The following is a 21,354-nucleotide window of genomic DNA, read 5'->3' on the forward strand; positions in this document are numbered from 1 at the left end:
GATACGCTTAGGATAGAAAAAACTATTCTAACGGGGTGAAATAATGGAGTTAACAATTAATTCGACAAAAAAACTAAGCAATGGAGTAGAAATACCTTATTTGGGCTTTGGTGTTTTTTTAGTCAACGATCCAACAGAATGTGAGCAAAGTGTCCTTTCTGCAATAAAAAAAGGATATCAGTCCATTGATACAGCTACAAGGTATGAAAATGAAGAATTTGTAGGCAATGCTATTAAATCCGCTGGTGTGCCTCGTGAGGAATTATTTATTACAACAAAGGTTTGGGTAACCGACTTCGGTTATGAAGAAACAAAAAAAGCTTTTCACGAATCCTTAAAAAAATTACAGCTTGATTATTTAGATCTTTATCTTATTCATTGGGCAGCGCCTGGCTTTGAAGAAACATGGAGAGCATTAGAGGATCTTTATGAAGAAGGATTAGTCCGTGCTATCGGCGTATGTAATTTCCAAATTCACCATTTTGAGAAATTAACCGAAACAGCAAGAATTACGCCAATGTTAAACCAAGTAGAAACACATCCCCTTTTCCAACAGGTTGAATTACGAAATTATATGGCACAGCATAATATCGCACATGAAGCATGGGCTCCCCTCGGTCAAGGAAAAAATGGATTATTCGATTTGCCAGCTTTAGCGGCCATTGCCAAAAAGCATAATAAAACAGTTGCACAAATTATTTTGCGCTGGCATTTAGACCGAGATACCATTATTATTCCTAAATCCGTACATGAGCATCGTATTATGGAAAACGCTGATTTATTCGACTTTACACTTGATGCAGACGATATAAAAACAATCGCTTCCTTAGATACAAACCAACGAAGCTTCGGAAATCCTGATGATATCGAACGTTTTAAAGCAATGCAGGAAGCTGCAAAATAATTTAATAATCAACTCAAAAAGGCATACCAATTCATCTATATTGGTATGCCTTTTTATTCTAAAATTTACTGCTTCTTATTAGTAGAAGCCCATTGATTATCTGTAGCTGTCTTATTCTGTTTTTTGCTTGTAACTTCTGTATTGGCCGTTGCCCATTGGTTATTTACTTCTGATTTTTTCTGTTTCGCCATTATTCGTTACCTCCTGCTAGTAGTTATCGACGTACAATTCTAGTATGAGATAAAGTTGCTAAGATTATGAACCCAACCGAAAATCTTTTCATAAAATGAACCTTTAAAAAGGCAAAGCTTTATCCTTCAAATGATGTATTCGCACATTTACAAAACAATGATTTCCGAGCTATGTCCCTCGATTCCTCATTTACGGGAGATGTGAGTCTAACTAACCAGCATTTAAAGCTTCAATCGCTGTAAACGAAGCGCATTTAATACGACAGATACAGAGCTAAATGCCATCGCTGCACCAGCAAGCCAAGGTGCTAGTAAACCAATTGCTGCAATCGGTATACCAAGTGTATTATAACCGAATGCCCAGAATAAATTTTGCTTAATGTTGGCAATCGTCTTTCTGCTTATTAAAATACTGTCGGCAATTGCTTGGAGATCCCCACGAATAAGCGTAATATCGGCTGCCTCCATTGCAATATCTGTTCCTGTTCCAATAGCCATGCCAATATCTGCTAAGGCTAAGGCTGGAGCATCATTTATACCATCTCCCACCATGGCCACTTTTTTCCCTTGCTGCTGCAGCTTTTTAACAGCGTCAGCCTTTCCATCTGGTAATACCTCTGCGATGATATGGTCAATGCCTGCTTGTCTCCCTATCGCTTCTGCTGTTTGCTGATTGTCTCCAGTGATCATAACGACATCCAAGTTCATCTGTTTCAATCGCTTAATTGCCGCCTTTGACGTGTCTTTAATCGTATCTGCGACTGCAAGAAGCCCTGCATATTTACCATTAATGCTTATAAGCATTGCTGTTTTCCCTTGGGATTCGAGCTCCTTCATTTTAGGTAGAATTTTCCCGACATTGATGCGATATCGATCCATTAAACGCCGTGTTCCGACTAATATTTCATTTCCATCAACATGTGCACGAATTCCATAGCCTGGAACTGCTTCAAATTGGGCTGTATCCTGAAGGACAATCCCCCTATCTGTTATGCCTTTGACAATCGCCTCAGCAAGCGGATGCTCTGATTTGCTTTCTGCTGCTCCAACTAGGGAAAGTAACGTTTCTTCCTCCCAATCTGTTATGACATCCGTTAATACAGGTTTTCCATTTGTGACTGTTCCCGTTTTGTCTAATAAAATGGTGTCAATTTTATGCGTCATTTCAAGATGTTCTCCACCTTTAAATAATATCCCATATTCGGCTGCTCTACCTGATCCGGCCATAATAGAAGTCGGAGTAGCTAGCCCAAGTGCACATGGACATGCAATAACCAGTACGGCGATTAACTTCTCTAGACTTTCTGCAAAATCTCCAGGTGTAATAATGAAATACCAGAAAAGGAATGTTACAATTGCAAGCGTCACTACAATAGGAACAAAAATGCCTGAAATATAATCTGCTAATCGTTGAATTGGTGCCTTTGATCCTTGGGCTTCTTCCACTACTTTAATAATTTGCGCAAGGGCTGTCTCTTTCCCAACCTTTGTCGCTTTCATTTTTAAGAATCCATTTTTATTAATGGTAGCACCAATTACGGTGTCTCCCCCTTGTTTATCAACTGGAATACTTTCACCTGTAAGCATAGATTCATCAATTGCTGACTGTCCTTCAATAATTTCGCCATCAACGGGAATTTTTTCTCCCGGTTTTACAAGAAGTATATCCCCTGCTAAAACTTCCTCAAGAGGAATTTCCGTTTGCTCCCCATCTCGAATGACGACAGCAGTCTTTGCCTGAAGCCCCATCAGTTTTTTTATCGCTTCGGAAGATCTTCCCTTTGCCTTCGTTTCAAATAATTTGCCCAGAATAATTAAAGTAATTAGAATGGCACTTGTTTCGAAATATAATCCAACAGGATGACCGAAATGCCCTAATGTCTCAAAAGATAGATAGACACTATAAAAATAAGCAGCTGAGGTTCCTAATGCAACAAGGACATCCATATTAGCGCTCTTATTTTTTAATGCTTTATATGCTCCTATATAAAACTGTTTTCCTACAAAAAATTGAATTGGAGTTGCCAGCGCCATTTGTACCCAAGGATTCATTAATATATCTGGTACGTAGAGAAAGGAAGTAAAGGTAAAGTGACCAACCATTGTCCATAATAAAGGAAGTGATAAAACGATCGAAAAAAGAAATTTCCGTTTTTGTCTTTGGTATTCTGCTTCCTTTTTATTTATGGTCGCTTGCTTTGATTCCTTTTTTGTTGCTCCATAGCCAAGCTTATTAATTTTTCCAATTATCTCATCTGCTGCAATACTTGCCGGATTGTACTCAATTGTTGCATTCTCCAATGCCAGATTCACGGTTGAAGTGTTAACACCAGCCATCTTATTTAAGCCTTTTTCAATTCTTGTTGCACAGGCAGCACAAGTCATTCCTGAAATATCTAGTTCCAGTTTTTCAGTTATTATTCCATAGCCCAATCCTTCTACTTTTTCTTTAATTTCATTTGTTGATAGTTCCTCTTCTCTATACGTAACCGTTGCCTTTTCAAGCGCCAAATTGACTGTAGCTTGTTCAACACCTTGCATTTTGTTAAGACCTTTTTCAATACGATTTGCACAAGCTGCACAGGTCATTCCCGTAATCTCAAATGTCTGTTCATTTATTTTACCTTTACTTTTCACTACACTTTGTTCAGCCATATCGCAAAAACTCCTTATACCTATATAGGGTATATTTGATTGAAAATAAAAATGTGCAGACGATCGCACATTTTTTAAATTGAATTACTTTACATCATAGCCTTGCTCGTCAATTGCTTCTTTAATTTTTTCAAGAGCAACTTCATTAGCATTAAATGCTACATCAACTAATCCTTCTTTAAGATTAACTTTAACAGCTGAAACGCCTGCAAGCTCTCCTACACTTCCTTCTACCGCTTTTACACAATGATTACAAGACATTCCTTCCACTTTTAACGTTACATTTTCCATCTGAAAACACTCCTTATTTTTTCATTAATTTTTGAATGGTTGTTAAAACCTCGTCAACTACTTCCATGTCTCCTTCTTGAATACGCTCTACGACACAGTTTTTCAAGTGGCCTTCTAATAAAATCTTTGCAACACTATTTAAAGCAGATTGTGTTGCAGAAATTTGCGTAATAACATCGTCACAATACGTATCTTTTTCTATTAGACCTTTTATCCCTCTAATTTGACCTTCAATACGATTTAATCTGGTCACTAAATTCTGTTTTACTTTATCTGAATGATGACTTCTTCTGTCACTCGTAAGATGGCAACTTTCTAATTCATGCTCATTATTGTCCAATAAAAATCCCCCTTAACGATATATCGCATATTTATATTATACCCCCGTATGGTATAAAAGTAAACTAAATAGATTTGACGATTTTGTGAATGATTTTATGAACCTACTCTTTTCCACTAATATAACCGAAATATGATATATTATTGCTATGAAAAACATTACGCAAATTCCACGTCAATCATTAAGAGCACAAGTATACGACCGATTAAGATCAGCAATTATCCATCTTGAACTAAAGCCTGGTGAGAGAATTAACGATAAAGCATTGGCTGAACAATTTGGTGTTAGCAGAACCCCAGTACGAGAAGCTCTCAAAAAATTGGAGGATGAAGGATTAATTGTAACTTCTCCAGGTTCCGAAACAGTTGTAAGCCTAGTTGAAGTAGAACAAGCGATGCACGCCTTTACCGTTGTAGCCTCGCTCCATGGATTGGCTGCTAGATTAGCTCTCACCACTTTAACTCTTACACATGCCGACCAAATGACAGCAATAAATAATGAATTTGCTGAAGCTTTAAAAGTTGAGGATAAGTATAGAGCAATCCAAATGGATGATCAATTCCATGCAGTAATTATTGAGGCATCACATAATCCCGAAATAATGCTAGCTTTAGATCGCCTTCTTCCAAAAATTCGTCGACTTGAATTACAAAAGTTCAATACTTTCGATGGGAAAAAATCAATTAAACAGCATCAAGAAATTATTTCCTGTATATCAAATGATAGCAAGGAGCAGCTCCCAGCATTGATTGAAAATAATTGGCTAAGCCTGGCTGAATATTTAACTGAAAAATAGTTGCTATTTATCTTTCATTTTTTTTCATAATTGGTGGGGATATTGGATATTCCACCGCTCATAATGCAGAATAAAATGAACTAACCATTAGTGGGGTTTTCCTTTATCCTTCACTGATGGTTAGTTGAACCAATCGAACCTTCACGGACGTCTATCTTCTTTCCATTCTCCCAAACCTAAAGTTGATTCTTACTGAAGTTTAAGAGTGGGATAAATCTTTTTCAATAATTGAAGCAATTGACGTTCTTCTTCAGCAGTCAAATTGCTAGTAATTTCTTCATTTAGCCGTTCTAACACTTCTTGTATCTGTGGAAAAATAGTTCGTGCTTTAATTGTTGGATATAAATTATTTGAACGCCGATCTTTGTTATCTGTTTGTCTATCAACATACCCGACGTTTTCAAGATGCTTGATTGCTCTAGCGGTTGTTGCTTTATCAAACTTTAATTGAGAGGAAAGTTCATCTTGGTTAATCCCCGGCTTGGCAATAATCATTTTTAAAAAGGCGTGTTGCCCACCATTTCCTAACTCAAATGGCTTCAATTCCCTCGAAAGAAATTTCTGATTCTGCCTATGGATCATCGAAACAATCCTTCCTATTGGCATTTCATTCATATTTTATCCCCCTCGGATAGTTTCATATAAGAAAGTGAAGACTAATTTTACTGATTGTAGCATACAAAATTTTAGTTGCGCGCGCAACTAAATTATTTTAAAATGAAGCAATAATAGTTACATATGCAACTAAATAAACGAGGTGATTATTTGCAACCTTCCGTAAAAGAAGTCAACCAAGAAGTTCATCAACGTCGCTGGCTCATTTTTACTGTTTTAAATATATTCACATTTATGGCAACCCTTGATGCGAGTATTGTTAATATTGCACTACCGACAATTTCTAAACAGCTAGGTCTAGCATTCGCCAGTTCTCAATGGATTGTTATTAGTTATTTACTCACAATCTGTACCGTTATCCTTTTCTTTGGAAAATTAGGGGATATGTTTGGAAAAATTAACGTCTTTAAGTGGGGCTCGATACTATTTATCATTGGTTCATTCCTTTGTGGATTAAGTACTTCTCTATCCTTATTAGTCATTTCACGGATTATCCAAGCATTTGGCGCAGCAATGACAATGGCAAATAGCCAAGGTATTGTAACGGAAATTTTTCCTGTAAAAGAGAGAGGAAAAGCATTAGGTTTAATTGGAACGTTTGTCTCTTTAGGAAGTATTACAGGACCAAGCTTAGGTGGGATCATTATTTCAAGCTTAGGCTGGGAATATATCTTTTGGATAAACATCCCAATCGGTTTTATTGCCATTGCTTTAGCGTGGAAGATATTGCCTAAGGATGTCACCATAACAAAGACAAAGATAGATGTAGCAGGAAGCTTATTATTTAGCTTTGCCATTATTCTTTCTATCGGTGGCTTATTACTTGGGCAACAATATGGCTATTCAAACTGGTATATCATTACTTCCATTATTATAGGAATCCTTACATTTATCAGTTTTATCATCGTAGAATATCGAAAAGAAAGCCCAATGCTAGAGCTTTCTATCTTTAAGAATCCACTTTTTTCTATCAGCATCTTTTGTGCATTTATTGTCTTTATCGCAAATTTTTGTTTTAATATCCTGTCTCCTTTTTACACACAGGATATTCTTGGAATGTCAGCATTGCATTCAGGTTATATCCTTATGCTCTTTCCAATTACCATGGCAATTGTCGCGCCTTTAAGTGGTGCATTATCCGATAGAATAAGTGGTCAGGCTATTACCTTTGCAGGACTTTTAGTAATGATTGTTGCCCAAATCGGTTTAACTTTCCTTCATGAAGGAAGTACGCTCACAAGTCTTGCACTATGGATTATTATGCTTGGCGCCAGCACTGGTCTTTTCCAGTCTCCTAATAATTCACTAATTATGTCGACAGTAGAGCGGAAACAGCTAGGAATCGCAGGTAGCATTAATTCACTTGTTCGTAATTTAGGAATGGTCGTCGGAATTTCTGTTGCAACAAGCATATTATTCTCTGTTATGAGCATGAAAGCAGGCTACCGAGTAACTGCCCTTATCCCTGGGAGACCTGATATTTTTCTTAGTGGGATGCATGTCGTATTTCTTGTTTCAAGCAGTCTTTGTTTTGTTGGTTTGCTTCTTACAGGATGGAGATATATGACTTCTCGTAAAGTAGTGGCAAAAAAAGTTAGAAATGCTTCTTGATTTAGTGATTACTTATAAAAACTCCTTGATGGAAGACAATCAAGGAGTTTTTTCTTTAGTTAACTTTTAGAAGCCATCCCGGTATAAATCAAAATAGCATCCCGCAAAAAAGCTGTAGCTCCTACTTGCACTTTGTCATAATAGGAGGTAAATCTTTCATCAGCAACATACATTTCTGCAAGTCCCGCATGTGCCTCCTTCGTGTATTCTGGCCATGTGAAGGAAAGCCATTGCTTGTGCAACCCTGCTGTTTTTTGCCCAGCCTCTCCAGCAGGATTGCCTTCTTTTAAGGCTTCTTGTAAGGTAGAAAATAATGTCTTCTCCACTTCAACCATGCTTCGATAATCATTTTCTGACATATTCATTAATTTAGCATTAGATTGGTCTATCATCTCTTCCCCATACTTTTCTCTTATTTCTTTGCCATACTTCGCCTCGTTATCTTCTATCATTTTCTTTTTAAAGCCCACAAATTTTTCTTGATTAGACATCGTCCTACTCCCTTCTATTGTTTCCATCGTTTTTTCTACATTTGCAATTAACAGATGTAGCTGTTCTTTTTTAGCCAGGAGTTTTTCGTGATGTTCCTTTAATGCTTGTTTGACATCAAAAGTAGGAGAAGCCATCATATTCTTTATAGTCTCTAATGGAACATCTAGCTCACGGTAAAACAGAATTTGCTGTAATTTATCTACCTCATTTTGTCCATAGATACGATATCCTGATGAATTGATTCTCGCCGGCTTGAGAATGCCTATTTCATCATAATATCGCAATGTTCTTGTACTTACTCCTGCTAACTTACCTAATGCATGTACGGTGTATTCCATCTGTTCCCCTCCTGACTCTTTCATCGTAAACGTTGACGCAACGTAAATGTAAATAGTTTTTCTTTATATTTTTTAATTTTCAATAATCTACACTAAGAAAAAAGCAGCTATCGAAAGAACTTCACCTTCCTGATAGCTGCTCTATTTTTCATTTCTTTGAATAGAAATCCTTTCACCTAACGTTTTAAATTTACGGTTGTTACCTCAAATTTATCATAGCGGTGACGGGAAAATGAATATTCAAATGGAATGCCATTATTTAAATAGCCAACATGTTCTACTTCAAGGATAGGGTCATCTAATTCACATGCAAGATGTTCATGATCTAGCTCTGTGGATTTACATGCTCTAATTTTCCGATGCGATCCAGCAATCGTTAGTCCTAATGTTTTCGTAATATGCTCATAAATGGATCCATATAAAACCTCGTCATTTAAACCTGATATAATGGTTGTTGGCATATAAGTAATTTCTAAGACATATGGTTCGTCTTTCACTGATCTCAATCTAATGATATGATACACTGGTGTTTTTATATCAATTGCCAAATGTGCCGCAACTTCTTCTGAGGGAAAATGAACTTCAAATGTAATGATTTTACTCGCTATTTTCTCTCCATCTAATAGCTTGGATAATCCAGTGATTTCATTTGACAAAACATTTACTCTACTGGCATGTAGAGCAGATTGAACGATAAAGGTACCATGTCCTCTTTTACGATAAAGAAGTCCTTCCATCACAAGTTTATCCAATGCCCTTTTCATTGTCATTCTGCTGCAGGAAAACTCTTTAGATAATGTAATCTCATCAGGTATAGGATGATCCAATGGATAAAAGTTTTCTTTAATTCGACGTTTAACTTCAATTGCTATCGCTTCATACTTATTCATAAACGAGCCACCTTAATTAGAAAAAATAATTCTATATATTTTATTTGCAATATCTTTTAATCTTATAATGAATAGATAATGATATTTTAATTATAAGCATTTGAACTTAAAAGTCTATACTTTAAAAACTTACGCTTGGTATATCTATTTATAGTATAGTACATTTTTTTTAAAGCGCATACTTTTTTAAAAACGCTTTCCAATTAAATTTCATTCCGAATGATTGAAAAGAAAAAGAGATAGCCATTGTTTTGACTATCTCTTTTCCTTATTCACTTAAATACTCTATCATTATTTCTTAGGAACTTCGCATCCTTCGTCTGTACAAACAGCACCTGCCCCGGTAATATCTTGAAATTTAGGGGCTGGATGGTCTTCCTGCCATACTTGTTCTAGGACACGCTTAAAAGTTTCAGTTGGTTGGGCTCCAGAAACTGAATATTTTTGATTGATGACAAAGAATGGAACACCTGTCACACCAATTTGTCCAGCTAGTGCTTCATCAATTCTGACATCATTTGCAAAGCTAGTGGCATCTGCTAATACTTTTTGTTGCTCTGCTTCTTCTAAGCCGACTGATTTACCAATTTCCACTAATACCTGATGATCACTTATTAGTTTTCCTTCTGTAAAGTAAGCATGCAATAATTTCTCTGTTAACTCTTTTTCTTTTCCAACCGTTTTCGCATATTTTGTTAAACGATGGGCGTCAAATGTGTTCGTTGGTTTCATGTTATCAAAATCATAGCTTAAACCTGTGCTTTCAGCTTGATTGCCAACATTTTCATTCGCATTCTTTGCTTCCTCGATACTCATTCTATATTTACCAGCAAGCGCCTCATGGATACTTTTTCCAGAGTAAACTTCTGCATTCGGATCTAGTTCAAAGCTCTTAAATTCAACCTCAACTTGGTCTTTGAAAGGAAATTGCTCTAACGCAATCTCTAAACGACGTTTGCCAATATAGCAAAAAGGGCAAACAAAGTCTGACCATACTTCAATTTTCATTTTTCCACCTTCTTTATAATGATGCTATCATCCTAACACAATAGCAGGGATTTTACTTTGATTTTGCTTACGTCAGCGTCCATTTAAGCCAAATAGAAAAACTCCTATACTAGGAGCTTCTCTTAAAACAGCCTTATTTAAAAAGCTTTACGCGATCCTCTAGAGGCTTAAATTCTTTTTCACCTGGTTCTGCTGTTGGTTTACCAAATGGCATTTGTGCAACAAGCTTCCATGTAGAAGGAATTTTCCATTCTGCTTGTACAGTCTCATCAATAAGTGGGTTATAATGCTGCAAAGAAGCTCCATATCCTACTTCTTCCAAAGCAGTCCAAATGACCAATTGATGCATGGCGTTCGTTTGGTTTGCCCAAACTGGAAAATTCTCTGCGTATAACGCAAACTGCTTTTGTAATCCTTCTACTACTTCTTGATCTTCAAAAAATAAAATCGTTCCATATCCTGCTTTAAAGGAATTTAATTTTTCTTTTGTGGAAGAAAAGTTCTCCGCTGGAACAATTTTTTGTAACTCCCTTGCAGTGAGATCCCAAAGTTTATCATGTTGTTCATTTAATAAAACCACTACTCTTGTACTTTGGGAATTGAAAGAAGATGGTGTATGCAACACAGCTTCATTCACAATTTCTTGGATTTTTTCATCAGATGCTACTTGTTCTTTACTAATGCCATAATAAGAACGACGGTTTTTTATTGCTTCTAAAAATGCAGTCATTTTTCTCCTCCAGTCGAAAATTTTTTTCTTATTTATATTACCCATTTGTCTTATTATTAAAATATTTTTTCTAAAATTCTTCGACCGGATTTTCCCTTATAAGAAAAAAAGAGTAAGGCTTCAAAAGCCCTACTCTATGTATACAAATTATCCACGAATTGTTTTTAATGCTGTGCTCCAAGCTACTACTTGATCAAGCATTGCATTCATGTTCTCTAAATGAAGAGAAGATGGTTTAAATGTTGTGAAGTTTTCAAAATCAGTAAATAAAGAAAGCGTTGGATGAACTCGAACGTCAGCAATTTGCAATTCGCCTAAAATTCCTCGTAAATGCTCTGCTGCTCGTGCTCCACCTGTTGAACCATAGCTTACAATTCCAGCTGCTTTATTGTTCCAAGCTTCTCTTGCAGAATCTAAAGCATTTTTTAAAGCACCAGTTATACTGTGATTATATTCTGCAGCAACAAATACGAAGCCATCAAGGCTAGCTAACTTTTCATTCCAAGCTGCAACATTTTCTTGGCCTTCTGCTGAACCTAAAAATGGTAAATTAAAATCTGCAATATCAACGATTTCGTATTCAGCATCTCCACGCTTGTCAGCAATTTCTTTCACCCATGCTCCAACTTGTGGACTCACTCTTCCTTGACGTGTACTACCTAAGATAATTCCAATTTTCATCCTTTTAACCTCCGTATTTTTTGAAAATTTGTATTACTTTTTTATCCTAATACTGAGATTATTTAATTGCAAATAATATGACTTACTTATCATTAAAAAGTTATCAAAAGTAACTAACTTACGTTTTTCGTTATTTAAATAGTTGCTTCCTAACACATTTCCTTCACTATTTCCCCTAAACTTGTAATGCCTTTAATGATATTCTCTTCTGACATATACGAATAATTAATTCGGCAATGGTTTTTTTCTTGCATGTTAGGGAAAAAGCTTTCACCTGGCACGTAAGCTACTTTTGCGATTGGCAAACTACGTTCCTGCATAAGAATTTTTGTATCAATATGTTGTGGAAAAGTGAGCCATGTAAACAAACCGCCTTGCGGATATGTATAGGTAACACTTTTCGGAAAAGCTTCCTGTAGCGTTTGAAACATCAATTCTTTCTTATGTTTATACGTTTCTTTGATATGTGCGATATGCTCATCCAAATCATACATATCCATAAATCGATTCACTGCATACATATTTAAAGTAGAATTTTGCGTATCGGAAGCCATCTTTAATAAGCTTAGTTTCTCAGCTAATGCACGATCTGCAATTAACCAGCCAAGACGTAATCCTGGACTAAGAATTTTCGAAAAGCTTCCAATATGAATAACTCTTCCCTCTGTGTCAAAACTTTTAATAGATGGCATATCTTCTCCTTCGTATCGTATTTCACGATACGGACTATCTTCTACAATGACGACATTATATTTATTTGCTAAGTCTACTAAAGCCTTTCTTCTCTCTAAGCTCATCGTCACTCCTGTAGGATTCTGAAATTCAGGAACCGTATAGATAAGCTTCGCATTAGGATGCTTTTGTAATACAGCCTCAAGTTCGTCCATTCTCATACCATTTTCATCCATTGATACACCTATGTATTCTGGTTCATATGGATTAAATGCAGCAAGCGCACCTAAAAAAGTTGGATTCTCCGTTATAATAATATCTCCATAATCAATAAAAGCCTTGGCTGCAAGATCTAATCCTTGCTGTCCGCCCTGAATAATAAAAAGATTATCAACATCACAGCTTATGCCAATTTTCTTCACTCGGTTCACAAGCTTTTCCCTTAATGCCATTAATCCTTCTGTTCCTGTATATTGCAGCGCCAATTTCCCCTCTTCTAGTAGTACCTGATCGTATACTTTTCTTAATTTTTCAATTGGAAAAATCTCTGGATCTGGATATCCACCTCCAAATGAAATAATAGAAGGATCCGCCCCCAATTTTAGTAGTTCTCTGATAGCTGATGGTTTTACTCGTTCTATTCGATTGGCAAATTTGTAATTCATTACGCTTTTTCCTCCTTATGTCTTTCCCCTTCTACCTATTAGGTACGGAATTTTCAGTATATTCATTATAGATTATCATATAACACTTGCATATATAGTTATTATTTATTTGGATGGATATTCGTTTGGTTTATACCATAATCATAGAGACGGAGGCAACTTAAATTGGGCGATTTTAGTACATAATAGAAAAGACTTTCTCTCACCAAAGAGAGGACTTTACTATTCAACCGATTTAAATGGTAGATGGAGTTTTCCTTTTTATCTGCTTTTCCATATTAACTGTTTTAACTAGTTTTCCATTTGGATTGTTTGCCTCTTCTTCTTTTGTTATGATAAATCCCAATTTTTCGTATAAACTTATATTCTTTCGTACATTTGCTCTAACTTTACACACCATTTTCTGCTTTCCGTTTAATAATGCATATTCTTCCATCCATGCTAACATTTCTTGCGCAATCCCTTTCCCTCTTGCTGAAGGAGTAACGGAAAGTCTCGAAAAATAAAGAGAATCTTCTTTTAGCTGTAAACGGGAGGAACCAAGAGGGATAGCATTTAATCGATAAAGAATTGCTTGCTCTGTTCCATTTTTGAGTGCATCTATTAATTTGTCTATTGGTTCATTCAGTGCACTTGAGGGCACCTCCATATATCGATAATCTTCAAACGCCTCTAGCATTAGCCTATGGACAAGAGGAGCCTCATCCTCTGTCACAAGATTAATTTGCTGTTTTCTCTCATTCTTTCTCCCTATTAAAATATCAGTTAATTGATCGATACTCTCCACAATATAGGTTGCATTTGCCTTGTGTAGCTCTTCATATGAGCCATAGCCATATGTAACTCCTATCGAATCAATACCTACATTTTTTGCTCCAATGATATCATGCTCCCTATCCCCTATCATCACAAAGTCACTCAGCTGATAAGACGGATATAAATCTACTATGTATTGAATAATTTCTGTTTTTGAAGTTCTAGTCCCATCGAGATTACTGCCAATGATTTGCGTAAAATATTGCTCGATTTGAAAATATTTCAAAATCGTCTCCGCAAAAATAGTTGGTTTGGAAGTGGCAACAATTAAAATGCAACCTTCTTTTTGTAATAAGTCGAGTAACATCGATATACTTGGATATAATTCATTTTCAAACATTCCGCTTTGCGAAAATCGCTTTCTATATAGTGCTATGGCCTGATTCGTTATTTCCTCGTTGTAACCATAGTATTTTGGAAAAGATTCTTGTAGTGGCGGACCAATAAACCTTTCTAATTTATCTAAATCAGGTTCTTCTTTCCCAAGCTTTTGCAATGCATATTGAACAGATTTCGTGATTCCTTCTTTAGGATCTGAAATTGTTCCATCTAAATCAAATAATATGAGTTCGTACTTACACATGCCCCCACCCCTTTTATAAATAAATAAATCTTAATCTTCAGTCACTTATCCTTTTGCCCATTATAACGAATTGGGCATTTTGCCACAATAAGCAATTATGGAACAAATCAAAACATAATCATTAACTATGAAATAAATCCACCTTAACCACTTGGAATAGTCAACTTGTTAAGTTATAATGACATTATCAATACTTCTTTGATATCTTCGAAAAATGAAATAGATTAAATTAGGGGGAATTACAATGGTTTATTACGATAAAACGAAATCCATTAAAAATATTCTCATTCAAAAGATTGTTTGTAATAGCGGCTTATCCTCTGAAATGTTGGAGCATTTATCCATAGCAGAGTTAAATGAGAAACTTAATAAAGACTTCCCTTATACCCACCCTCATAATGGATCCGGTTCTCTAAAGTGGAAAAATATTCGCTAGCCCTTTGTCGGACCCTTTTTTCATTATTACCCGTTATACAAATCGAGGCTGGGACATAAGCATTTCAGCTAATAATATAGACAAACTTTCATATGGTTAATACACATGAAAATTCGTGTTTAGCAGTTGGGAAAAAAGTTTAAAAACGAAGGGGATTGAGCTGAAGGCACTCGACTCCTGCGGGAAATAGAGGAAAGGCTGAGACCCCGCAGCGCATGCGAGGAGGGCACTGAAAAAGTCTAGTTCTCCAAATTAAATGAGGTTTTATTTATTTGAAAGCAAATAATAAGTTGGTTTGGAGAGGTGTCCGCTCGACTCCTACGGGAGATGCGAGAAAGTCCGAGACCCTGCAGGAGCGTGAGCTGTGAAGCGGCTCGGCGCTCGCCCCGGTGAGTCGTGCGGTAAGCCTCGGAAAACAAAAGCCTACACTAAGTTAGAATGGTTTGGTAACTACCGATTCACCAGGTAATCACTTTTTCAGTGGCCTCAAGTGCAGTGTCTGTAGCGCAATGGAACGACTTATTTTTACACTTGACTATATTTAAAACATAGCTAATCATCATGAGAAATTAGCTTTATTTAAGAGTTAACTTAGAGATTGTTCGTCTTTAAAAATTAGTTATTTAGTTTTGTCCCAGCCTTTTCCTAAACTTTCAACTCTCAGTTATCCAATTAGAGGATAATCGAAAAATTCTTCTTATCTTTCGGCTTCTGCTTATTTCCCCCAATATCTGAGACTTACTTTTATTAGAAAATCTACTATAATGGAATTAGAAAAAAGGGAGAGGTGCTTAATTGGAATATATAAAGAGGCAATTTTTAGAAGGGAAAGAAAAATTACATGTATTATTTTTTTATATCGATAGGAAAAACTATATGGAGGAAGTAATTCAGTTTATCCATACTGGGATTGATGCAGGTGATTATATTATTCTAGTTGAGAATGAACGGAATTTCAAAAGGATTTATGAGAAATTAACATTTATCCTTACTTCTGAACAAATGAAACAGCTACATTATGTTAATAGTTTAGATTTTTATTTTTCAAGCGGCGGGTATCATCCTCCAGCAATCACAGAATATTTCAATAAAACCGTTCAGCCATATGTAGATAATAATATATCTTTTCGATCATGGGCACATGTTGAATGGGCAACGATGGAGGAGCCTTTCCACTTAATAGGCGAATTAGAAAAAATTATTGATCAAGCAGTCAATCAGATTTCCTTTCCACTAGTCTGTGCGTATGGACAACTAAAAATGCCAAATTTTTTATCAACACTTTTATTGGAAACCCATCCTTACATATTGAAAAAAGATACACTTATATCATCTAAAAAGTACATAATAAATGCACCTTTTAATACAAATAATGATAGGGAGTAAATCCTATCTTAGCTTTGCGGGGGAGATAGCGAATAGCTATTCATCATTGATCGCTAATTCCCTGTTGCAGCAACTATCACCTCTACCTATTCTTGGTTATTAACCGTAATGAAACTATTTCCATCTAGTTATATGTTAAGCGTATTTTTTATAGGTTTCGCCTATGTAATCTCCCGCACCAATCCACTCAAGTTTTTAGTACTTCTTTTTCTTTATAATTCCTAAGTCATCCACTAATAAGAAAGAGTATTTTTTTGGATAATTCCTCCAACAAATCCTTTACTCTACTAATATACTAAAATATTTTATTGACAATTACTTTTTTAATATGGTAAATTCTATTCATTGGTTTATCACTATAATATATTATCGAACTAAAGGATTTTTGGTGAGAGCCTGTTTTTTAATAGATTTATCTTAAAAAATACAAACTTCAATTCATAAAGGTGGCTTTATACAACATGAAACGTTTAGCAATTAATTTACTTATTTTAGCGTCTGTATTCTTCATTTTTACAGCTTGTTCAAATAATTCATCTGATAAAAAGGAAGATACTTTAGTAATTGGAATTGATGACAAATTCGCTCCAATGGGATTTAGAGATGAAGATAATGAAATCGTTGGTTTCGATATAGATTATGCGAAAGCAGCTGCTGAAAAAATGGATATGTCAGTAGAATTCCAACCAATCGATTGGAAAACAAAGGAATCCGAATTAAGTAGCGGTCGAATTGACCTAATTTGGAATGGATATACTATAACGGATGAACGGAAAGAAAAAGTACTTTTCACAAAGCCTTATTTAAAAAATGCACAAGTAGTCGTAACATTAACTGATTCAAACATAACAAAATTAGATGATTTAGAAGGAAAAGTTGTTGGGCTACAATCTCTTTCTTCTGCATCTGATGCATTAGATAGCAATCCGATTAAATCAAAAATTAAAGAAGTTACCGAGTTTTCCGATAACGTTTTAGCATTAAGTGATTTAAAATCTGGTCGTTTGGATGCAGTCGTTATTGATGAAATTGTTATTGATTATTATATGACAAAAGAGCAAGATACCTTTAAAGTGCTTGAAGAGTCCCTTGCTCCAGAAGAATATGGAATTGGTGTTAAAAAAGGCAATGAAGCTTTATTAGAAAAACTTCAAAAAGCACTTGATGAAATGAATGAAGATGGAACAGCCGCTAAAGTTTCGGAAAAATGGTTTGGAGAAAATAAAGTATTAAAGTAAACTCGCAAATGAATCGTAAACAAAACAGGATTTCTTTACGAAACCCTGTTTTGTTTTGTTGGAGGAAGAGAAATGTCGTTTGATTATATTATGTCGATACTAAAACCAATGTTAGAAGGAGCACAAGCAACCGTTCTTTTATTTATTATTGCTATTGTAGTATCCATTCCACTAGGTTTTCTTTTAACTCTTGCTATAAAATCTAGTATCAAACCAATTGCTTGGCTGGCAAGTTGTTATGTTTACATCATGCGTGGAACCCCTTTATTACTGCAATTATTATTTATTTGCTTTGGATTACCCATGATTCCAGGAATCGGAGAATACTTGGTGTTAGATCGTTTTGTAGCTGCCTCTCTAGGCTTTATTTTGAATTATGCAGCCTATTTTGCGGAAATTTTCCGTGGAGGTCTACTTGCTATCGATAAAGGTCAGTTTGAAGCTTCTCAAGTTCTCGGTTTAAATAAATGGCAAACAACAACACGTGTTGTGCTGCCACAAATGTTTCGCATTGCCCTTCCTGCTGTTGCAAATGAGTCGGTTACATTGGTGAAAGATACAGCCTTGCTCTATGCTGTTGCTGTCCCAGAATTACTTCACTTTGCGCAAACTGCTGTAAACCGTGATTTTACGATTATTCCATTTTTCATCGCAGGGATTATTTATTTAATCATGACTCTACTATTAACAGCATTATTTAAATGGCTGGAGCGTAGATTTAAATTTGAATAAGAAGGACGGATTTTTATGGCAATCATCGAAATAGAGAATATTAAAAAATCATACGACAAGGTCGATGTATTAAAGCAAATTACCTTTGAAGTCAATAACAATGATGTCGTTGCGGTTATTGGTCCATCTGGTTCTGGAAAAAGTACGATGCTCCGTTGTCTTGTCGATTTAGAAAAAATAGATGGAGGAAATATTCGAATTTGTGGGGAAGATTTAGTAAAAGACGGACTCTATTCCCCACCCCAAAAAATAAAACAGATTACATCAAAGATGGGAATGGTTTTTCAGCATTTCAATCTATTTCCCCACCTTACAGTAAAAGAAAATATTGAACTTGCACCGAAATTAGTTAAGAAAGAAACAGCCGCTGTCATTCATGAAAGAAGCATGAAAATACTGGAGAAAATCGGCCTTACCAGTTTTTCCAATGCATACCCTGCCAAACTATCTGGCGGCCAAAAGCAGCGTGTTGCCATCGCCCGTGCTTTAATGATGGAACCAGAAATATTGTTGTTTGATGAACCAACATCCGCTTTAGACCCCGAACTGACTGGTGAAGTTTTAGAAGTAATGAAAGACTTAGCAGAAGAAAAAATGACAATGATAGTCGTTACCCATGAAATGGGCTTCGCCAAGGAAGTAGCCAACAACGTTATCTTTATGGACAATGGAGTAATCGAAGAGTCAGGACCACCAAATAAGATCTTTACAAACCCCCAATCCGTGCGTACACAGGCTTTTTTGAGTCGGAATTTGAAGTAAGTGTAAAGTCGGAGGTTGGGACAAAACTAAATAACTAATCTTTAAAGACGAACAATCTTTAATTTAGCTCTTAAATAAAGCTACTTTATCTATGTTTCTAAATAGAGTTAAGTGTAAAAACTAAGTCGTTCCATTGCGCTACAGATGCACGATGCGCCGGGGAGGAAGCTAAGCCTTCCCTCTATTTCCCGCAGGAGTCGAGCGTCCTCCGCTCCATTACACTTCGTTTTTTAAACCTTTTCTAAAATAACAACCACGAACTTTTAAGTAATTTAATTACATTTTAGTTCGTGTTTGTTGTTGGTTGAAATACTTATGTCCCAGCCTCTTAAATAAGAATGAAGGACTACTTTCTTCTCAAACGAATGACATTCCAAGACATTTTTGGCAGTACAAGTACTAATTTGCCATTTTCCATATAAGATTTCTTAGAGGCAATAGGTTTTACTGCCTCATGTTGAAGGGTGTTAATTGCCTTTGGGTCATCGTTTGCAAGGACAATATGCTCCTCAATGGAATATCCCTCAAATGACCGAATATCCACATCGACATTTAATTGATTGTCTAAGCTTCTATTAACAGCAAAAATAACAAGTTCCTCTTTCTCCTCATTATAGACAATGGATTGATCTAAGTATGGTACATCTGTAAAATCCTTTGAATCATATTTTGGTGAATCCACTATCGCCTGAATGGCCGTCCCTCGACCATATACAGATGTATAATAGTATGGATAGAAAATAGTCTGTTTCCAAGATCCCCCACCTGTTTCCGTCATTATTGGAGCAATAACATTTACTAGTTGAGCAAGGCAAGCAATTTTCACTCGATCTGAATGATTAATTAAAGAGTTCAATAAACTTCCTACAAGCAATGCATCTTCAAAATTATAAACGTCCTCTAACAGTGGTGGCGCTACACTCCAAGGCTCTATTTGTTTATCTTGAGCATTAGAGTGGAACCAAACATTCCATTCATCAAAGCTTAAATGAAGTTTTTTCTTGCTTCTCTTCTTCGCCTTAATATAATCACAGGTTGCGATAACCGTTTTTATAAAATCATCCATATCTAATGATTTTGCGAGGAAATTGGCTGTATCATTATCTCGGTTACCATAATAGGTATGAAGTGATACATAATCAACGTAATCATATGTCTGATCCAATGAGGTTGCTTCCCACTCAGGAAATGTTGGCATCGCTGTATTGGAACTTCCGCAACTGACAAGCTCGATTCGTGGATCCACAATTTTCATTGCCTTTGCTGTTTCTGCAGCTAGTCTTCCATATTCATAAGCTGTTTTATGTCCAATTTGCCATGGTCCATCCATTTCATTCCCTAAGCACCAAACTTTAATATTATGCGGGTCTTCATAGCCATGTTGTTTTCTTAAATCACTCCAATAGGTACCTCCTGGGAGATTGCAATATTCCAAAAGGTTACGGGCTGCATCAATTCCACGTGTTCCAAGGTTTACAGCCATCATTACTTCAGAATTCACTTGTTTTGCCCATTCAAAAAATTCATTTGTTCCTACTTCATTTGTTTCGATGGAATTCCATGCTAGTTCCAATTTCTTTGGTCGTTTCTCTTTTGGCCCTACCCCATCTTCCCAATTGTAAGCAGACACCATATTTCCTCCAGGATAACGAACGATCGGAACTTGTAATTGTTTCACTAACTCCATTACATCTTGACGGAATCCATTTTTATCCGCCAAAGGATGCCCTGGATCATAAATACCTCCATAAACCGCACGACCTAAATGCTCTATAAAGGAACCATAAATACGGGAATCAATTTCTGCTATTTTAAAAGATTTATCGATGATCAATTTTGCAGTTTTGAAATTTTCAGGCATTCTTCTCTCATTCCTTTTCGATTGGATTCAAACTACTGTACTTTTTCATCAAAAATTTACTCATTCGATTACCAAGCTATTAGTGACTCTCCATAGATAAATACGGCTGTTAATGAACACTATAAGGGCGACTCCTATTAGAGCTAATGGAATTAACATTTGACAAAAGTAAATGATCAAATAGTCTATTACTACCATCATGATGCTCATTGGTAAATTTTTTATAGCTAAAAAGAGAGAGAGTCTTAATAATTCTAAAACCGCCCCATCATAACTTACTAAAACTGGAAATATTATTACAAAGAACAAAGCAAACAGAAAAACTAGAAAAATATAAAAATAGTAAATACTCCATGATGTATTTGCAGCAATTTCAAAATAAAAATTTCGGGAAGATAGCAACAACATTTCAAAACCGACAACAATAATACCAGCCATCATATTTCTTATAAAATTTCGCTTAAATGATTGGTAAAATTCCGTGAAGATAGTCATTTCTTTCCCATTAATCAAATGAAACATACATTGATGGAGCGCAACAGTGGATGGACCGATTGTAATTACTGGAAGACTAAATAATAACCACAAGAAATTTAAAACAATTATATAATAAAGTTTTCCCATCCGTTCCCAAAATGGAGAATCATATCTTATTTTCATC

Annotated in this window: 22 protein-coding genes; 8 read left to right on the forward strand and 14 right to left on the reverse strand. The window is 35.8% G+C overall.

Going from position 1 to position 21,354, the window contains the following annotated elements; all coding sequences use genetic code 11:
• The first annotated feature begins 43 nt into the window (after positions 1–43).
• A complete protein-coding gene (locus ACTQ5K_RS15560; protein ID WP_441994057.1) occupies positions 44–904 on the forward strand; it encodes an aldo/keto reductase in 861 nt (286 codons plus the stop codon).
• 65 nt (positions 905–969) lie between these two features.
• Here the strand turns inward: ACTQ5K_RS15560 and ACTQ5K_RS15565 are convergent, their stop codons facing one another.
• The 4 genes from ACTQ5K_RS15565 to ACTQ5K_RS15580 all read right to left on the reverse strand — a co-directional run bounded on the left by ACTQ5K_RS15565 (position 970) and on the right by ACTQ5K_RS15580 (position 4,381).
• A complete protein-coding gene (locus ACTQ5K_RS15565; RefSeq protein ID WP_268817797.1) occupies positions 970–1,095 on the reverse strand; it encodes a hypothetical protein in 126 nt (41 codons plus the stop codon).
• A gap of 222 nt (positions 1,096–1,317) precedes the next feature.
• Positions 1,318–3,750: a heavy metal translocating P-type ATPase gene (locus ACTQ5K_RS15570; protein WP_441994058.1), complete on the reverse strand. Its 2,433-nt coding sequence runs from the start codon at positions 3,748–3,750 to the stop codon at positions 1,318–1,320.
• An 84-nt stretch (positions 3,751–3,834) separates the two neighbouring features.
• Complete coding sequence (gene copZ / locus ACTQ5K_RS15575; RefSeq protein WP_235248330.1) at positions 3,835–4,041, reverse strand: copper chaperone CopZ; 207 nt, start codon at positions 4,039–4,041, stop codon at positions 3,835–3,837.
• Positions 4,042–4,054: 13 nt separating this feature from the next.
• Complete coding sequence (locus ACTQ5K_RS15580; protein WP_031538923.1) at positions 4,055–4,381, reverse strand: metal-sensitive transcriptional regulator; 327 nt, start codon at positions 4,379–4,381, stop codon at positions 4,055–4,057.
• 148 nt (positions 4,382–4,529) lie between these two features.
• Here ACTQ5K_RS15580 and ACTQ5K_RS15585 point away from each other — a divergent pair, with 148 nt between their 5' ends.
• A complete protein-coding gene (locus ACTQ5K_RS15585) occupies positions 4,530–5,177 on the forward strand; it encodes a GntR family transcriptional regulator (protein ID WP_031538924.1) in 648 nt (215 codons plus the stop codon).
• Positions 5,178–5,366: 189 nt separating this feature from the next.
• Here ACTQ5K_RS15585 and ACTQ5K_RS15590 read toward each other — a convergent pair whose 3' ends face one another.
• Positions 5,367–5,792 carry a MarR family winged helix-turn-helix transcriptional regulator gene (locus tag ACTQ5K_RS15590; RefSeq protein ID WP_031538925.1) on the reverse strand — a complete coding sequence of 142 codons (426 nt, stop codon included), beginning with the start codon at positions 5,790–5,792 and terminating at the stop codon, positions 5,367–5,369.
• Between the two features lie 123 nt (positions 5,793–5,915).
• Between ACTQ5K_RS15590 and ACTQ5K_RS15595 the strand changes: the two genes are divergently transcribed.
• Complete coding sequence (locus ACTQ5K_RS15595) at positions 5,916–7,403, forward strand: MFS transporter (RefSeq protein ID WP_048717116.1); 1,488 nt, start codon at positions 5,916–5,918, stop codon at positions 7,401–7,403.
• Between the two features lie 59 nt (positions 7,404–7,462).
• Here the strand turns inward: ACTQ5K_RS15595 and ACTQ5K_RS15600 are convergent, their stop codons facing one another.
• From ACTQ5K_RS15600 to ACTQ5K_RS15630, 7 genes are all read right to left on the reverse strand, one after another.
• Positions 7,463–8,233: a MerR family transcriptional regulator gene (locus tag ACTQ5K_RS15600; RefSeq protein WP_235248340.1), complete on the reverse strand. Its 771-nt coding sequence runs from the start codon at positions 8,231–8,233 to the stop codon at positions 7,463–7,465.
• 176 nt (positions 8,234–8,409) lie between these two features.
• Positions 8,410–9,123 (reverse strand): GntR family transcriptional regulator, encoded by a 714-nt coding sequence (locus ACTQ5K_RS15605; RefSeq protein WP_031538929.1) that lies wholly within the window; start codon positions 9,121–9,123, stop codon positions 8,410–8,412.
• A gap of 291 nt (positions 9,124–9,414) precedes the next feature.
• Positions 9,415–10,131 (reverse strand): DsbA family oxidoreductase, encoded by a 717-nt coding sequence (locus tag ACTQ5K_RS15610; protein ID WP_441130858.1) that lies wholly within the window; start codon positions 10,129–10,131, stop codon positions 9,415–9,417.
• Between the two features lie 133 nt (positions 10,132–10,264).
• Positions 10,265–10,861 carry a nitroreductase family protein gene (locus ACTQ5K_RS15615; RefSeq protein ID WP_031538931.1) on the reverse strand — a complete coding sequence of 199 codons (597 nt, stop codon included), beginning with the start codon at positions 10,859–10,861 and terminating at the stop codon, positions 10,265–10,267.
• 147 nt (positions 10,862–11,008) lie between these two features.
• Positions 11,009–11,542 (reverse strand): NADPH-dependent FMN reductase, encoded by a 534-nt coding sequence (locus ACTQ5K_RS15620; RefSeq protein WP_031538932.1) that lies wholly within the window; start codon positions 11,540–11,542, stop codon positions 11,009–11,011.
• A gap of 149 nt (positions 11,543–11,691) precedes the next feature.
• Positions 11,692–12,879, reverse strand: coding sequence for an aminotransferase-like domain-containing protein (locus tag ACTQ5K_RS15625; RefSeq protein WP_031538933.1), 1,188 nt, complete (start codon positions 12,877–12,879; stop codon positions 11,692–11,694).
• Between the two features lie 235 nt (positions 12,880–13,114).
• Positions 13,115–14,278 carry a GNAT family N-acetyltransferase gene (locus ACTQ5K_RS15630; protein ID WP_065429053.1) on the reverse strand — a complete coding sequence of 388 codons (1,164 nt, stop codon included), beginning with the start codon at positions 14,276–14,278 and terminating at the stop codon, positions 13,115–13,117.
• A gap of 244 nt (positions 14,279–14,522) precedes the next feature.
• On the opposite strand from ACTQ5K_RS15630, the gene ACTQ5K_RS15635 reads away from it, so the two are divergent.
• From ACTQ5K_RS15635 to ACTQ5K_RS15655, 5 genes are all read left to right on the forward strand, one after another.
• Entirely contained in the window at positions 14,523–14,714 is a 192-nt protein-coding gene (locus tag ACTQ5K_RS15635) for a hypothetical protein (protein WP_031538935.1), read from the forward strand.
• 795 nt (positions 14,715–15,509) lie between these two features.
• Positions 15,510–16,100, forward strand: a complete 591-nt coding sequence (locus ACTQ5K_RS15640) for an MEDS domain-containing protein (protein WP_235248346.1) — start codon at positions 15,510–15,512, stop codon at positions 16,098–16,100.
• 461 nt (positions 16,101–16,561) lie between these two features.
• On the forward strand, positions 16,562–17,338 hold the full coding sequence (locus ACTQ5K_RS15645) for an amino acid ABC transporter substrate-binding protein (protein ID WP_031538463.1): 777 nt from the start codon (positions 16,562–16,564) through the stop codon (positions 17,336–17,338).
• A 72-nt stretch (positions 17,339–17,410) separates the two neighbouring features.
• Complete coding sequence (locus ACTQ5K_RS15650) at positions 17,411–18,070, forward strand: amino acid ABC transporter permease (protein ID WP_031538462.1); 660 nt, start codon at positions 17,411–17,413, stop codon at positions 18,068–18,070.
• A gap of 15 nt (positions 18,071–18,085) precedes the next feature.
• Entirely contained in the window at positions 18,086–18,832 is a 747-nt protein-coding gene (locus tag ACTQ5K_RS15655) for an amino acid ABC transporter ATP-binding protein (RefSeq protein WP_031538460.1), read from the forward strand.
• Between the two features lie 346 nt (positions 18,833–19,178).
• Here ACTQ5K_RS15655 and arfA read toward each other — a convergent pair whose 3' ends face one another.
• Both arfA and ACTQ5K_RS15665 read right to left on the reverse strand, forming a co-directional pair.
• A complete protein-coding gene (arfA, locus tag ACTQ5K_RS15660) occupies positions 19,179–20,693 on the reverse strand; it encodes an arabinosylfuranosidase ArfA (protein ID WP_031538458.1) in 1,515 nt (504 codons plus the stop codon).
• 60 nt (positions 20,694–20,753) lie between these two features.
• Positions 20,754–21,353 (reverse strand): YesL family protein, encoded by a 600-nt coding sequence (locus tag ACTQ5K_RS15665; protein WP_031538457.1) that lies wholly within the window; start codon positions 21,351–21,353, stop codon positions 20,754–20,756.
• Position 21,354 lies beyond the last annotated feature (1 nt).

It is taken from the genome of Niallia sp. Sow4_A1 (assembly GCF_052116745.1).
Taxonomy (GTDB): Bacteria; Bacillota; Bacilli; order Bacillales; family Cytobacillaceae; genus Niallia; species Niallia hominis.